Origin of the sequence: Sphingomonas natans, assembly GCF_030546695.1 — a bacterium.
GTDB lineage: Bacteria > Pseudomonadota > Alphaproteobacteria > Sphingomonadales > Sphingomonadaceae > Sphingomonas_I > Sphingomonas_I natans.
In genome coordinates, this window is the sequence record NZ_JAUOTP010000011.1 from 159,154 (window position 1) to 172,476 (window position 13,323).

The window sequence follows — 13,323 nt, forward strand, 5'->3', positions numbered from 1 at the left end:
TCCGCTTACATGTGGAGCTGACGGCCATAGGCCGACAGCACGGACTCATGCATGGTTTCGCTGATCGTCGGATGCGGGAAGACCGTCTCCATGAGCTCGGCCTCGGTCGTCTCGAGCGTCTTGCCGATCGTATAGCCCTGGATCATCTCGGTGACCTCGGCGCCGATCATGTGCGCGCCGAGCAGCTCGCCCGTCTTCGCGTCGAAGACGGTCTTCACGAAGCCCTCGGGCTCGCCGAGCGCGATCGCCTTGCCGTTGCCGATGAAGGGGAAATTGCCGACCTTCACTTCGTAGCCGGCGTCGCGCGCCTTCGCCTCGGTGAGGCCGACCGACGCGATCTGCGGGTGGCAATAGGTGCAGCCCGGTATGTTGAGCGGGTCCATCGCATGCGGATGCAGGCCGGCGATCGCCTCGACCGCGATCACGCCCTCATGGCTGGCCTTGTGCGCGAGCCAGGGCGGCGCGGTGATGTCGCCGATCGCGTACAGCCCCTCGACATTGGTCTTGCAGGTCGCATCGGTCTTGAGGAAGCCGCGATCGTCGACCGCGACGCCCAATTCCTTCAGGCCGATATCGGCGGTGTTGGGGACGATGCCGATCGCGACGATGACGTGGCTATACTGGCCGTCGCTCGCCTTGCCGTCCTTCGTCGTGATCGTCGCCTTCACGCCCGATGCGTCGGCGGAGATCGTGTCGATCTTCGCGCCGGTCAGGATCGTCATGCCCTGCTTCTTGAGCGCCTTTTCGAGATGCGCGGAGATATCGGCATCCTCGACGGGGACGATCCGGTCGAGCATCTCGACCACGGTCACCTCGGCGCCCATGTCATTGTAGAAGCTGGCGAATTCGATGCCGATCGCCCCCGAGCCGATGACGAGCAGCTTCGTCGGCATCTCTTTGGGCGTCATGGCGTGGCGATAGGTCCAGACCTTCTCGCCATCGGCGGGCAGGTTGGGCAGATCGCGCGCGCGCGCGCCCGTGGCGACGATGATGTTCTTCGCCTCGAGCTCGGTCGTCTTGCCGTCGGCGCCGGTGACGCTGAGCTTGCCCTTGCCGGCCAGCTTGCCCGTGCCCATGAACACGGTGACCTTGTTCTTCTTCATCAGGTGCGTGACGCCCTGATTGAGCTGCTTGGCGACGCCGCGCGAGCGCTTCACGACCGCGGCGATATCCGCGCTGATCCCGTCGGCGACCAGGCCGTAATCCTTGGCGTGGCTCATATAATGGTAGATTTCGGCCGAGCGCAGCAGCGCCTTGGTCGGGATGCAGCCCCAGTTGAGGCAGATGCCGCCAAGCAGTTCGCGCTCGACGATCGCCGTCTTGAGGCCGAGCTGCGCCGCGCGGATCGCCGCGACATAGCCGCCGGGGCCGGAACCGAGAACGATGAGATCGAAGGCGTCGGCCACGTCAGTTAGCTCCATGCGTCAGCGGGCGGGGTCGCCCGTCTTCATCGATTGCGACGAAGGTGAACGTCGCGTGCGTCACCCGATATGTGTCTTGCGACGCGCGCTTGCGACTCCAGGCGGCGACATCGATCTTCATCGAGCTGCGCCCGGACGAGACGACCTCGGCATAGACCGAGATCACGTCGCCGATCTTGACCGCGCGGTGGAAGGTCATGCCGTCCACCGCGATCGTCACGGCGCGACCCTTGCTGTGCAGCGCGGCGACGGTGCCGGCGGCGCTGTCCATCTGGCTGAGCAGCCAGCCGCCGAAGATGTCGCCATAGGGGTTGGTGTCCGCCGGCATCGCGACCACGCGGATCGCGGGCTGCCCCTCCGGCGGTTCGGTCGGTTCGCCTTCGCTCAAGCCAGCATGCCCAGCGGCGCTTCGACGAGCCGCTTGAACGCCGCCATGAACTTGGCGCCGTCCGCGCCATCGATCGCGCGGTGATCGAAGCTGCCGGTCGCGCTCATGATCGTTGCGATCTGGAGGCTGTCGCCCACCACATAAGGCCGCTTCTCGCCCGCGCCGATCGCGAGGATCATCGCCTGCGGCGGATTGATGACCGCCTCGAACTGCTTGATCCCGAACATGCCCATGTTCGACAGGCTGGCGGTGCCGCCCTGATATTCGTGCGGCTGGAGCTTGCCGTCGCGCGCGCGCTCGGCGAGGTCCTTCATCTCGGTGGCGATCAGCGAGACGGGCTTGATGTCCGCGCCGGCGATGATCGGGGTGATGAGACCGCCGGGGATCGAGACCGCGACCGAGATGTCGGCGCGCTTGAACGAGGTCAAAGTATCGCCGCCGAACATCACGTTGCAGGCGGGGACTTCCATCAGCGCCACGGCCTGCGCCTTGATCAGCAGATCGTTGACCGAGAGCTTGATGCCGCGCGAGGCGAGCCCGTCGTTGAGCTGGCCGCGCAGCTTCAGCAGCGCATCGAGATTGATATCGACCGTCAGGTAGATGTGCGGGACGGTCTGCTTCGATTCGGTCAGGCGGCGCGCGATGACCTTGCGCATGTTCGAAAGCTTGGCCGTCTCGGCCGGGATGCCCTCGGGCGCGACGGCGGGAGCCGGCGCGGGGGCCGGTTTCGCGGCCGGCGCTGCGGGAGCGGCGGCTTCGGGCTTGGCGGCAGGCGCACCGCCGGCCTTGCCCGCGAGATCCGACTTCACGATCCGACCGTTTGGCCCGGAGCCGCTGACCGCGCCGAGATCGACACCCTGCTGCTCGGCCAGACGGCGGGCGAGCGGGCTCGCCTTCACGCGGCTGCCGTCGCCCGCCGGCGCGGGCGCCGCCTTGGGGGCCTCCGCCTTTGCGGGCGCGGCTTCGCCCTTCGGCGCGTCGGCCTGGGGAGCCTCCGCCTTCGGGGCGGCCGGCTTGGCGGCCGCCGTGGGCGCCGGCGCCGAGGCATCTTCGCCCTCTGCGGCGATGATCGCGATCACCGTGCCGACCTTCACGCCGTCCGCGCCTTCGGCGACGAGCAGCTTGGTGACGACGCCTTCGTCGATCGTCTCGAATTCCATCGTCGCCTTGTCGGTCTCGATCTCGGCGAGGATGTCGCCGGACTGGACCGTGTCGCCTTCCTTCACGAGCCACTTGGCCAACGTCCCCTCTTCCATGGTCGGGGAGAGCGCGGGCATCTTGATTTCGATGGGCATCGGCAAACTCGTGGCTGGCGGGAAGGCGCCCCCTTTCGGATTTCGGGGCGGGACGGTCAAGGGTCAGCGGCGGCGGGACAGACTAAGTCTCAATCACGCAGCAGTTCGTTGATGCCGGTCTTCGAGCGGGTCTGCGCATCGACGCGCTTGACGATCACCGCGCAATAGAGGCCCGGCCCGCCATCCTTGCCCGGCAGCGTGCCGGGGACCACGACCGAGTAAGAGGGCACGCGCCCGATCACAATCTCGCCCGTCGCGCGATCGACGATCTTGGTCGAGGCGCCGAGATAGACTCCCATCGAGAGGACCGCGCCCTCCTCGACGATGACGCCCTCGGCCACTTCCGATCGCGCGCCGATGAAGCAATTGTCCTCGATGATCACCGGATCGGCCTGAAGCGGCTCCAGCACGCCGCCGATGCCGACGCCGCCCGAGAGGTGCACGTTCCGGCCGATCTGCGCGCAGGAGCCGACCGTCGTCCACGTATCGACCATCGTGCCCTCGCCGACATAGGCGCCGATATTGACGAAGCTCGGCATCAGCACGCAGCCCTTGCCGATGAAGGCGCCCGAGCGCGCGACCGCGCCCGGCACGGCGCGGAAGCCCGCCTCGCGAAAGCGATTGTCGCCCCAGCCGGCCCATTTGAGCGGCACCTTGTCGAAGGCCGGGCCGCCCGCATCCGCGCCGACGACCGCATTGTCGTTAAGCCGGAACGACAGGAGGACGGCCTTCTTGAGCCACTGATTGACGGTCCAGGCGTTCGCGACCTTCTCGGCGACGCGATACTCGCCCGCATCCAGCCCGGCGATCGCCGACTCGACCGCGTCGCGGACCTCGCCCTGCGTCGAGAGGGAGAGCGTGTCGCGCGCCTCCCAGGCGGCGTCGATGACCGCGGCAAGCTGCGTGCTCATATCGTGTCAGTCCTTCAGTATGTCGGCGAGCCAGGCGCCCAGATCGGCGGTCCGATAATCGATCCCCTCGCCCGCGCCCAGATCGCCGACCTGCTCGGATCCGTTGTCGATCCAGAGCGTGGTGATGCCCAGCGCATGCGCCGGCGTGAGGTTGCGGGCCATGTCGTCGGCGAAGAGCGCCCGCCGGGGATCGACCCCAAAAGCGGCGATCATCGACTCGTAAGAGTGCGCGCTCGGCTTGGGCCGATAGGCGCAGGCGTGGATGTCGTGGATCGCCTCGAACGCCTCGGACAGACCGATTCGTTCGAGCACGCGGCGCGCATAAGTTTCGTCGCCGTTCGTGAAAATGAGTTTCCGTCCGGGCAGAGCGGCGATCGAATCGATCAGCCGGCGATCCTCGGCCAGCACGTCCATCTCGATCGCGTGGACGTCGGCCAGGAAGTGATGCGGGTCCACGTCGTGCAGCGTCATCAGCCCCGACAAGGTCGTGCCATGCTCGCGAAACAGCACTTTCTGGAGCTGGTAGGCGGCGTCGCGATCGATGCCCGCGGTGCGCGCGACATAGTCGGTCATGCGCTGGTCGATCAGCCCGAACAGATCGGACGACGCCGGATACAGCGTGTTGTCCAGATCGAAGATCCAGCTGTCGATATGGGCGAGCGCGGGGAGCATGAGGCGGCCGCTGCTAACCCTCTCGCAATACTCAGGCAATATGGCGGGGCTTCCTTATGGTAAACGGGGCGTAGAGGATTGGCATGTCGAGCAGGGGGATGAAGGCACGGATGTGTCTCGCGGCGGCGCCGCTGGCGTTGCTCGCCGGTTGCGGCGGCGGCGGAGGGGGTGGTGTCGGCTCGACGCCGACACCCACCACGACGACCCCAACCACCACGACGCCGACCGTGACGCCCACAGTCGTCACTCCGACGGTCACCAACCCGACCGTCGCCATTCCGGCGGCAAATTACGACGATGCCGAATATCGGCGATCGAACGGCGCGACCGACATCGGCGCGGTCACCGCCTACAATGCCGGATCGAACGGTACGGGCGTCACGATTGCGGTCGTCGATACCGGCATCGCCACGGTCGGCTCCGAATTCAGCGGCAGACTCTCGACCGCGAGCCGCGCCTTCGGCGGCAATACGAGCGTCACCGATGTCGACGGGCACGGCACCGCGATCAGCGCGATCGCCGCAGCCGCGCGCAACGGATCCGACGTCCAGGGCATTGCCTGGGGCGCGACCGTACTTGCCCTTCGCGCCGATACGACCGGTACCTGCGGCACGACCGACGGCTGCAAATTCGGCGATTCGTCGCTCGCCAGCGCGATCGATTATGCGCGCACCAACGGCGCCAAGGTCATCAATCTCTCGCTCGGCGGATCGGCCGCGAACGGCATGCTCACCACCGCGATCCAGCGCGCGACGGCCGCAGGGATCATCGTCGTCGTTGCCGCCGGAAACGACGGCAATGCCAGCCCCGATGCTTTCGCGCAGGTCGCCGCCGCGCAGGGCACAAGCGGGCTGGTGATCATCGCCGGCTCGCACGACGCGACGGGCGCGATATCGAGCTTCTCCGATCGCGCCGGCACCTTCGGCCAATTCTACCTGACCGCGCTCGGCGAACGCGTCCGCGCGTTCAACCAGAATGGCGAAGCCTATCTCTATTCGGGAACGAGCTTCTCGACGCCGGGCATCGCCGCCGCGGTCGCGCTGATCGAACAGGCGTTTCCGAGCCTGACCGCGGCGCAGGTCGTCGACATCCTCTACAAGAGCGCGACCGATGCGGGCGCGGCGGGCACGGACGACGTCTATGGCCGCGGGCTGCTCAATCTAGCAAAGGCCTTCCAGCCGATCGGCACCGCCAGCCTCGCCGGCAGCGCGGTGCCGGTCTCGTCCACCGACACGACCGTCCTGTCCCCGGCGATGGGCGATTCCAGCCTGACGCCTTCGTCGCTCGGCTCTGCGATCATCCTCGACAGCTATGGCCGCGCGTTCGAAATGGGCCTGTCCGGCCGCACGATCCGCACCGGCGCTGGCCGTCCGCTGCGCGATGGCCTGCGCACCGATCTGCTGACGCAGAACACGGATCTGGGCGCGGTCTCGGTCGCGACGACCGTCGCGCGCCGCTTCGCCGACGAGCCCTGGACGGGCTTCGCGCAGCGCGGCCTCGCCGGCAACGAGCAGCGCATCCGGCCGAGCTCGGGCGCGATCGTCAGCCGGTTCAGTCCCGGCTTCGCGACGGGCATGGCCTTCGGCGAAGGCGCCGCCTCGCTCGCCTCGCGGCTCGACCCGTCCGCCGGCGAGGGCAGCTTCCTCTCGGCCCGATCGCCCGCGACCGCCACGGACATGGCGCGCCGTCCGCAATTCGCGCTCGCGGTGCGGCGATCGGACGGCGGCATCGATTTCCATATGGAGGCCGAACAGGGCCGGATGGCGCGCGCGCTGCCGACCGACACGCTGGAGCCGAGCTATGCGCAGATGCGCGTCGGCCTCGGCCGTCGTGTCGGGCGGCTGCTGATGAACGGCTATCTGGGGACACTGCGCGAGGCGCACAGCCTGCTCGGCGCGCGGCTCGCGCCAGCTCTCGGCGCGGGCGGCGCAACGACGCGCTTCATCGATATGGACGCGAAGCTCGATCTCGGCCGGGGATGGTCGGCCAATGGCGGCGTCCGCCGGAGCTGGACGGAAGGGACAGAAGGCGGCGTGCTCGCCTCTGCCGATCTGCGCAGCATGGCGGCGTCGCTGGGCCTGGTTCGCGAGGGGGCGACCAACCGGATCGGCCTGCGGCTGGCGCTGCCGACGCGGGTGACGGGCGGCGGTCTCGGGCTGATCGTGCCGACGAGCTACGATTATACGACCGGCGCGATCGGCTATGAGACGCGCTTCATCGGCCTGGCGCCGAAGGGCCGGGAGAGCGACGTCGAGGCCAATGCCGGCCTGCGCCTGGGCGAGGGCTGGCTGGAGACGAACCTGTTCTGGCGCCGCCAGCCGGGCAATATCGCCGCCGCGCCCGACGATCTCGGCGCGGGGCTGCGCTACAATCTGGGCTTCTAGAGCCTGAGCTAGACCGTGAAGCTCTCGCCGCAGCCGCAGCTGCCCTTGGCGTTCGGATTTTCGAACACGAAGCCCGCGGTGAAATCGTCGTCGACCCAGTTCATCGTCGAGCCGATCAGATAGAGGACCGAGCCGGCGTCGACGTAGAAGTCGCCGCCGGGGGTTACGATCTTCTCGTCGAACGGATCGGCCTCGGTCACGTAATCGACCGAGTAAGCGAGGCCCGAGCAGCCGCGCCGCGGGGTCGACAGCTTGACGCCGACCGCGCCCTCGGGCGCCTGCCCCATCAGTTCGGCGATACGCGCCTCGGCCGAGGGTGTCAGCGTGAGCGCGGCGGGGCGGGCACGGGCAATCGTCGCCATCATTGTCTTCCTTCTGCCCCGATCAAAGTATCACTTTGATCGGCGTTCACAGCATGCCCAGTTCGAGCTTGGCCTCGTCCGACATCTTCTGCGGATCCCACGGCGGATCCCAGACGAGATTCACTTCGGCCGAGCCGATGCCCGGCACCGCGCCGACGCGCATCTCGACCTCGCCCGGCATCGATTCGGCGACGGGGCAATTGGGCGTGGTCAGCGTCATCGTCACGACCGCATGCGCATCGGCGATGTCGACCCCGTAGATCAGCCCGAGATCGTAGATGTTCACCGGGATCTCCGGATCGAAAATGTCCTTCAGCGCATCGATCACGCCGTCGTAAAGCGCGCTGCCCGGCTCGCCGCCGGCCAGCGGCACGGGCTTCTCTGCGAGGAAGCCCGCCAGATAATCGCGCGGGCGTTCCGTAGCGGTTTCGGCGGTCGGCGCAGCATCCTCGACGCGCGCTTTGGGCGGCGGGGTCACGGCATCGACCTCTTCCACCTCGAACGGGAATTTGTTGTCGTCGCTCATCCGAAAATCCGCCTTACCCGCTCGATACCCTTGACCAGCGCGTCCACGTCCGCCGGCCCGTTATAGACCCCGAAGCTCGCCCGCGCCGTCGCCGGCACGCCCAGCGCCTCCATCAAGGGCTGCGCGCAATGATGGCCCGCGCGGATCGCCACCCGGCCTTCATCCAAGATGGTACCGACGTCGTGCGGATGCACCCCGTGAATCGCGAAGGACACGATTCCCGCCGAATCCTCGGGGCCGAACAGGGTCACGCTGTTCATTGCCGACAGCGCCTCGCGCGTCTGACGCACCAGAGCGGTCTCGTGCGCGTGGATCGCGTCGAGGCCGATGCTCTCGACATAGTCGATCGCGGCATGCAGCCCGAGCGCGCCGACGATGTGCGGCGTGCCCGCTTCGAACCGCGTCGGCGGCGGGGCATAGGTCGTTTTCGCGAACGACACCTTGTCGATCATCGAGCCGCCGCCCTGATAAGGCGGCATCGCCTCCAGCAGTTCGGGCCGCGCCCACAGGCAGCCTATGCCGGTCGGGCCATAGAGCTTGTGGCCGGAGAAGACGTAGAAGTCGCAGCCGAGCGCGGTGACATCGACGGGCAAGCGCGCGACCGCCTGGCAGCCATCGACGAGCAATTTCGCGCCGACCGCATGCGCGAGATCGGCGGCGCGCTTCACGTCGAGCACCGAACCGAGCACGTTCGAGACGTGCGCGAGCGCGACGAGCTTGTGCTGCGGCGTCAGCATCGCCTCGACCGCGTCGAGATCGATGCAATGATCGGCGGTGAGCGGGGCGACGTCGATCAGCGCGCCGGTGCGCTCGGCGATCATCTGCCACGGCACGATATTGGAATGATGTTCGAGCTGGCTGAGCAGGATGCGGTCGCCGGGCTTGAGGACCGTGCCGCCCCAGCATTGCGCGATGAGATTGATCGCCTCGGTCGCGCCGCGGACATAGACGATCTCGGCCGACGAACCCGCGCCGATGAACCGCGCCACGCGCTCGCGTGCTGCCTCATAGGCCAGCGTCATGTCCGCCGAGCGCTGATAGACTCCGCGATGCACGGTCGCGTAGGTTTCGCCGTACGCGGCGGCGATGGCGTCGATCACGATCTGCGGCTTCTGCGCGGTCGCGGCGGTATCGAGATAGGCCCAGCCCGCGGGGATCGCCGGAAAATCCTGCAGCAAATCCAAGGCTTCCCCGTTCGCCCTGAGCGAAGTCGAAGGGCGTGCCAGCAGCGGATCGCCAGGAGCCCGTGCTTCGACTTCGCTCAGCACGAACGGAACAGCAGGAGCCGTCACAGCATCTTCTCCAATGCAGCATCGATCGCCGCGTCGAAGCGCGTCTCGTCCGGCGTGCCCTCGAACAGCCCGCCGACGAACGCGCGCAGCAGCAGGGCCTTGGCCTCGGCTGGCGGGATGCCACGCGCGGCGAGATAGAAGAGCGCCTGCGCGTCGAGTTCTCCGACCGTGGCGCCATGCGCGCACTTCACGTCGTCGGCATAGATTTCGAGTTCGGGCTTGAGATTGGCGGTGGCGGTGCGCGCGAGCAGCATTGCCTTGGCGGACTGGGTCGCGTCGGTCTTCTGCGCGTCGCGCGCGACCGCGACCTTGCCGAGATAGGAACCGGTCGCCTGGCCGCCGAGCACGATGCGCACGGTCTGCGCGCTCGTCGCATTCGGCTCGGCATGGGTGACGCGGGTGACGATCTCGTGCGTGTCGCTGCCGCCGCCGACGATCGCGCCGGTCAGTTCGAAATGCGCGCCTTCCGCGAGCCGCACCTTGACGAACACGCGGCCGAGCCTGCCACTCGTGATCGCGACATGGACGATCGCCTGCGCGCTCGCGCCGATCTCGATCTCATGATCTTCGATCGTTACCGCATCGTCAGCAGCGTCGAGCAGGATCGGCAGCGCCAGCGTTTCGCCAGCCGGTACGACGTGCGCATGCGTCGCCACCGGCCAGACGCGCGCGACCGCCTCCAGATCGCTGTAGCGCCACGTCTCGTCGCGCTTGGTGGGAAGCGCGGTCACCGTCGATCCTCCCCTGCAAGGGGAGGGGGACCGCCGGAGGCGGTGGAGGGGTATTCCTGCCGAAGGGGATCGCGCTGCCGCGACCGGCGATACCCCTCCACCATGCTCCGCATGGTCCCCCTCCCCGTGCCGGGGAGGAATTGAACGAAGCCGCTCACGCCGCGATATCCTTGTAGCCCTCGCGCTCCAGTTCCAGCGCGAGCTCGGGCCCGCCCGAGCGGACGATGCGCCCGTCGGCGAGGACATGAACGAAATCGGGCCGCACATAATCGAGCAGCCGCTGATAATGGGTGATCAGCAGCACGGCGCGATCGGGCTTGCGCATGATCGTGTTGATGCCCGCGCCGACCGCGCGCAGCGCATCGATGTCGAGGCCCGAATCGGTCTCGTCGAGGATCGCGAACTTCGGATCGATGATCCCCATCTGGACCATCTCGGCGCGCTTCTTCTCGCCACCCGAAAAGCCGACATTGACCGGGCGCTTGAGCATCTCCGGATCGAGGCCGAGTGCTGCCGCCTGCGCGCGTGCGATCTTGAGGAATTCCGCGCCCGACAGAGGCGGCTCGCCGCGGCCCTTGCGCTGCGCATTGAGCGCCTCGCGCAGGAACTGGAGATTGGAGACGCCGGGAATCTCGACCGGATATTGGAATCCGAGGAACAGGCCGGCGGCGGCGCGCGCGTGCGGGGCCATGTCCCGCAGGTCGAAGTTGAGGAAGTTGAGGGTTCCGTCCGTCACCTCGTAGCCCGGCTTGCCGGCCAGGACATAGCCGAGCGTGGACTTGCCCGCGCCGTTCGGCCCCATGATCGCGTGGATCTCGCCGGCGTTCACCGCGAGCGACAGGCCCTTGAGGATCTGCTTGCCGTCGATCTCGGCGTGGAGGTTTTCAATTTTGAGCATTACTTCCGGACTTTCTTGAGCGGGCACCGATATCTGGTCGCGCTTTCTTGACCCGTTTGAGTGGTCAGCTCGTTGCCCGAGCCGGAGATCACCATCCGATTTACGCGATCCCAGACCTGCCCCTCACCGGAGTAGCTGGCCAGAATCGTTACGGCCCTGCTGTTGTGTCTGATTATTCTGCGGACTTCCCCGTCGGACTCATAAAATCGGATCGTGTTCGCCCCTATTCGAAGACGCATATCACTCAGACCGGTCCCACACGCCTTGACTGGATCGTTCCATTCTCCGCGAAAAGCGACCGGGATAACTGGCGGCTTTATCTCTACGCCGGTGGGAGCGCCGGAATAGGTTTCCCAAGGACCGAGCGTTGGCGTCACATACTTGGCAAACGGATTTGGAGCAGGCTGAGCCACTGCCGCAGTAGGCGCTAAAAGCGAAAGTCCGATAACAAGTCTGAGCATTATCCGACCGAGCCCTCTAGGCTGATCCCCAGCAGCTTCTGCGCCTCGACGGCGAATTCCATCGGCAGCTGCTGCAGCACTTCCTTCGCAAAACCGTTGACGATCAACGCCACCGCCGCCTCCTGATCCAGCCCGCGCTGCATCGCGTAGAAGAGCTGATCGTCGCTGATCTTGCTCGTCGTCGCCTCATGCTCGATCTGCGCGGTCGGGTTGCGGACCTCGATATAGGGGACGGTGTGCGCGCCGCAGTCGCCGCCCAGCAGCAGGCTGTCGCACTGCGTGAAGTTGCGGACATTCTCCGCAGTCGGCCCGACGCGGACGAGGCCGCGATAGGTGTTGTCCGAACGGCCCGCCGAAATGCCCTTCGACACGATCGTCGAGCGGCTACCCTTGCCGAGGTGGATCATCTTCGTGCCGGTATCGGCCTGCTGGTGATTGTTGGTGACCGCGACCGAATAGAATTCGCCGACGCTATTCTCGCCCGCGAGCACGCAGCTCGGATATTTCCAGGTGATGGCGCTGCCGGTCTCGACCTGCGTCCAGCTGACCTTGCTGTTCCGGCCCTGGCAGAGCGCGCGCTTGGTGACGAAATTGTAGATGCCGCCCAGGCCATTGGCATCGCCCGGATACCAGTTCTGCACGGTCGAATATTTGATCTCGGCATCGTCGAGCGCGACGAGCTCCACCACGGCCGCGTGGAGCTGGTTCTCGTCGCGCATCGGCGCGGTGCAGCCTTCAAGATAGGAGACGTAGCTGCCCTTGTCGGCGACGATCAGCGTCCGCTCGAACTGGCCGGTATTGGCGGCGTTGATGCGGAAATAGGTGCTCAGCTCCATCGGGCAGCGCACGCCTTCGGGCACATAGACGAAGGTGCCGTCCGAGAAGACGGCGGCATTGAGCGCGGCGAAATAATTGTCGTGGATCGGGACGACCTTGCCGAGCCACTTGCGGACCAGATCCGGAAACTCCTTCAGCGCCTCGCTGATCGAGCGGAAGATGACGCCGGCCTGCTCCAGTTCCTTGCGGAAGGTGGTCGCGACCGAGACCGAGTCGAACACCGCGTCGACCGCGATCTTGCGCTGCGGCTTGTCGCTCTCGACGCCGGCGAGCAGTTTCTGCTCCTCGATCGGGATGCCGAGTTTCTCATAGACGCGCAGGATCTCGGGATCGACCTCGTCGAGGCTCCCGAGCTTGGGCTTCTCCTTCGGCGCCGCATAATAATACGCGTCCTGATAATCGATCGGCGGGATGTTGAGCTTGGCCCAATCGGGCGACTCCATCGTCAGCCAGTGGCGATAGGCCTTGAGGCGATAGTCGAGCATCCACGACGGCTCGCCCTTCTTGGCCGAGATGAAGCGGACCGTGTCTTCGCTCAGCCCCTTGGGCGCGAAATCCTGCTCGATGTCGCTAGAGAAGCCCCATTCATAGGCCTTCTCGGCGGCGGCGATCGCGTCTGCGTTACGGGTGGCCATCAGAGCGCCCCCACTTCCAAGACCGTTCGGACTGAGCTTGTCGAAGTACCGTCCTGCTTGGTCAAAGAGAAGGACAGCCCTTCGACAGGCTCAGGGCGAACGGGGGTCTGGGCGAGCGCGATCAGGCTGACGTCGGCGAGCGCCTTGCGCATCGCATCGTTCACGATCTCCCAGTGCGGGCGCACCTTGCAGCTGTGATCCAGCCCGCAATCCTGCTTGCCGGCCTCGACGCAGGCAGTGAGCGCGATCGGGCCTTCCACCGCCTCGACGATGTCGGCGAGGCTGATCTCGCTCGCCGGGCGGGCGAGGCGGAAGCCGCCGCCGGTACCGCGCGAGGAGACGAGCAGGCCGGCCGTGGCGAGCTTGCCGACGAGCTTCTGCGCAGTGGGCAGCGGCACGCCGGTCTCCTCGGCGAGGCAGGTCGCGTTCAGCCGCCCGTCGCCCGCGCGCACGGCGGCGGCAAGCAGGACGACGGCATAATCGGCGAGGTTGGACAGGCGCATAAGCTCC

At 66.7% G+C, this 13,323-nt stretch carries 13 protein-coding genes; 1 reads left to right on the forward strand and 12 read right to left on the reverse strand.

Annotated elements, in window-relative coordinates; genetic code table 11:
- Window positions 1-5: 5 nt before the first annotated feature.
- The 5 genes from lpdA to Q4F19_RS20015 all read right to left on the reverse strand — a co-directional run bounded on the left by lpdA (window position 6) and on the right by Q4F19_RS20015 (window position 4,687).
- Entirely contained in the window at window positions 6-1,406 is a 1,401-nt protein-coding gene (gene lpdA / locus Q4F19_RS19995; protein WP_303546393.1) for a dihydrolipoyl dehydrogenase, read from the reverse strand.
- A gap of 1 nt (window position 1,407) precedes the next feature.
- Complete coding sequence (locus Q4F19_RS20000) at window positions 1,408-1,749, reverse strand: acyl-CoA thioesterase (RefSeq protein WP_303546464.1); 342 nt, start codon at window positions 1,747-1,749, stop codon at window positions 1,408-1,410.
- A 56-nt stretch (window positions 1,750-1,805) separates the two neighbouring features.
- The gene (locus Q4F19_RS20005; protein WP_303546395.1) at window positions 1,806-3,104 is read right to left on the reverse strand and encodes a pyruvate dehydrogenase complex dihydrolipoamide acetyltransferase; all 1,299 of its coding nucleotides are present in this window, start codon (window positions 3,102-3,104) and stop codon (window positions 1,806-1,808) included.
- Between the two features lie 89 nt (window positions 3,105-3,193).
- A complete protein-coding gene (gene dapD, locus Q4F19_RS20010) occupies window positions 3,194-4,015 on the reverse strand; it encodes a 2,3,4,5-tetrahydropyridine-2,6-dicarboxylate N-succinyltransferase (protein WP_303546397.1) in 822 nt (273 codons plus the stop codon).
- 6 nt (window positions 4,016-4,021) lie between these two features.
- Entirely contained in the window at window positions 4,022-4,687 is a 666-nt protein-coding gene (locus Q4F19_RS20015) for a pyrimidine 5'-nucleotidase (protein ID WP_303546399.1), read from the reverse strand.
- An 83-nt stretch (window positions 4,688-4,770) separates the two neighbouring features.
- On the opposite strand from Q4F19_RS20015, the gene Q4F19_RS20020 reads away from it, so the two are divergent.
- On the forward strand, window positions 4,771-7,071 hold the full coding sequence (locus Q4F19_RS20020) for a S8 family peptidase (RefSeq protein WP_303546401.1): 2,301 nt from the start codon (window positions 4,771-4,773) through the stop codon (window positions 7,069-7,071).
- 8 nt (window positions 7,072-7,079) lie between these two features.
- Here the strand turns inward: Q4F19_RS20020 and Q4F19_RS20025 are convergent, their stop codons facing one another.
- The 7 genes from Q4F19_RS20025 to Q4F19_RS20055 all read right to left on the reverse strand — a co-directional run bounded on the left by Q4F19_RS20025 (window position 7,080) and on the right by Q4F19_RS20055 (window position 13,316).
- Window positions 7,080-7,433: a HesB/IscA family protein gene (locus tag Q4F19_RS20025; protein ID WP_303546403.1), complete on the reverse strand. Its 354-nt coding sequence runs from the start codon at window positions 7,431-7,433 to the stop codon at window positions 7,080-7,082.
- A gap of 46 nt (window positions 7,434-7,479) precedes the next feature.
- Window positions 7,480-7,959, reverse strand: a complete 480-nt coding sequence (locus Q4F19_RS20030) for an SUF system Fe-S cluster assembly protein (RefSeq protein ID WP_303546405.1) — start codon at window positions 7,957-7,959, stop codon at window positions 7,480-7,482.
- Entirely contained in the window at window positions 7,956-9,143 is a 1,188-nt protein-coding gene (locus Q4F19_RS20035) for an aminotransferase class V-fold PLP-dependent enzyme (RefSeq protein WP_431312437.1), read from the reverse strand. Before Q4F19_RS20035 ends, Q4F19_RS20030 begins: the two co-directional genes overlap by 4 nt.
- 104 nt (window positions 9,144-9,247) lie before the next feature.
- Window positions 9,248-9,982 (reverse strand): SufD family Fe-S cluster assembly protein, encoded by a 735-nt coding sequence (locus Q4F19_RS20040; RefSeq protein WP_303546407.1) that lies wholly within the window; start codon window positions 9,980-9,982, stop codon window positions 9,248-9,250.
- A 154-nt stretch (window positions 9,983-10,136) separates the two neighbouring features.
- Window positions 10,137-10,880, reverse strand: coding sequence for a Fe-S cluster assembly ATPase SufC (sufC, locus tag Q4F19_RS20045; RefSeq protein WP_303546409.1), 744 nt, complete (start codon window positions 10,878-10,880; stop codon window positions 10,137-10,139).
- A gap of 460 nt (window positions 10,881-11,340) precedes the next feature.
- Window positions 11,341-12,813, reverse strand: a complete 1,473-nt coding sequence (gene sufB / locus Q4F19_RS20050; protein WP_303546412.1) for a Fe-S cluster assembly protein SufB — start codon at window positions 12,811-12,813, stop codon at window positions 11,341-11,343.
- A complete protein-coding gene (locus tag Q4F19_RS20055) occupies window positions 12,813-13,316 on the reverse strand; it encodes an SUF system Fe-S cluster assembly regulator (protein ID WP_303546414.1) in 504 nt (167 codons plus the stop codon). The genes sufB and Q4F19_RS20055 overlap by 1 nt, the downstream gene beginning before the upstream one ends.
- Window positions 13,317-13,323: the final 7 nt, after the last annotated feature.

Bases quoted from the DNA above. Each gene is read 5' to 3' on its own strand.
- Q4F19_RS20015 (WP_303546399.1), bottom strand. From the start codon at position 4,687: ATGCTCCCCGCGCTCGCCCATATCGACAGCTGGATCTTCGATCTGGAC.
- Q4F19_RS20025 (WP_303546403.1), bottom strand. From the start codon at position 7,433: ATGGCGACGATTGCCCGTGCCCGCCCCGCCGCGCTCACGCTGACACCC.
- Q4F19_RS20055 (WP_303546414.1), bottom strand. From the start codon at position 13,316: ATGCGCCTGTCCAACCTCGCCGATTATGCCGTCGTCCTGCTTGCCGCC.
- Q4F19_RS20020 (WP_303546401.1), top strand. From the start codon at position 4,771: ATGTCGAGCAGGGGGATGAAGGCACGGATGTGTCTCGCGGCGGCGCCG.
- sufB (WP_303546412.1), bottom strand. From the start codon at position 12,813: ATGGCCACCCGTAACGCAGACGCGATCGCCGCCGCCGAGAAGGCCTAT.
- sufC (WP_303546409.1), bottom strand. From the start codon at position 10,880: ATGCTCAAAATTGAAAACCTCCACGCCGAGATCGACGGCAAGCAGATC.
- Q4F19_RS20005 (WP_303546395.1), bottom strand. From the start codon at position 3,104: ATGCCCATCGAAATCAAGATGCCCGCGCTCTCCCCGACCATGGAAGAG.
- Q4F19_RS20000 (WP_303546464.1), bottom strand. From the start codon at position 1,749: ATGCCGGCGGACACCAACCCCTATGGCGACATCTTCGGCGGCTGGCTG.
- dapD (WP_303546397.1), bottom strand. From the start codon at position 4,015: ATGAGCACGCAGCTTGCCGCGGTCATCGACGCCGCCTGGGAGGCGCGC.
- Q4F19_RS20030 (WP_303546405.1), bottom strand. From the start codon at position 7,959: ATGAGCGACGACAACAAATTCCCGTTCGAGGTGGAAGAGGTCGATGCC.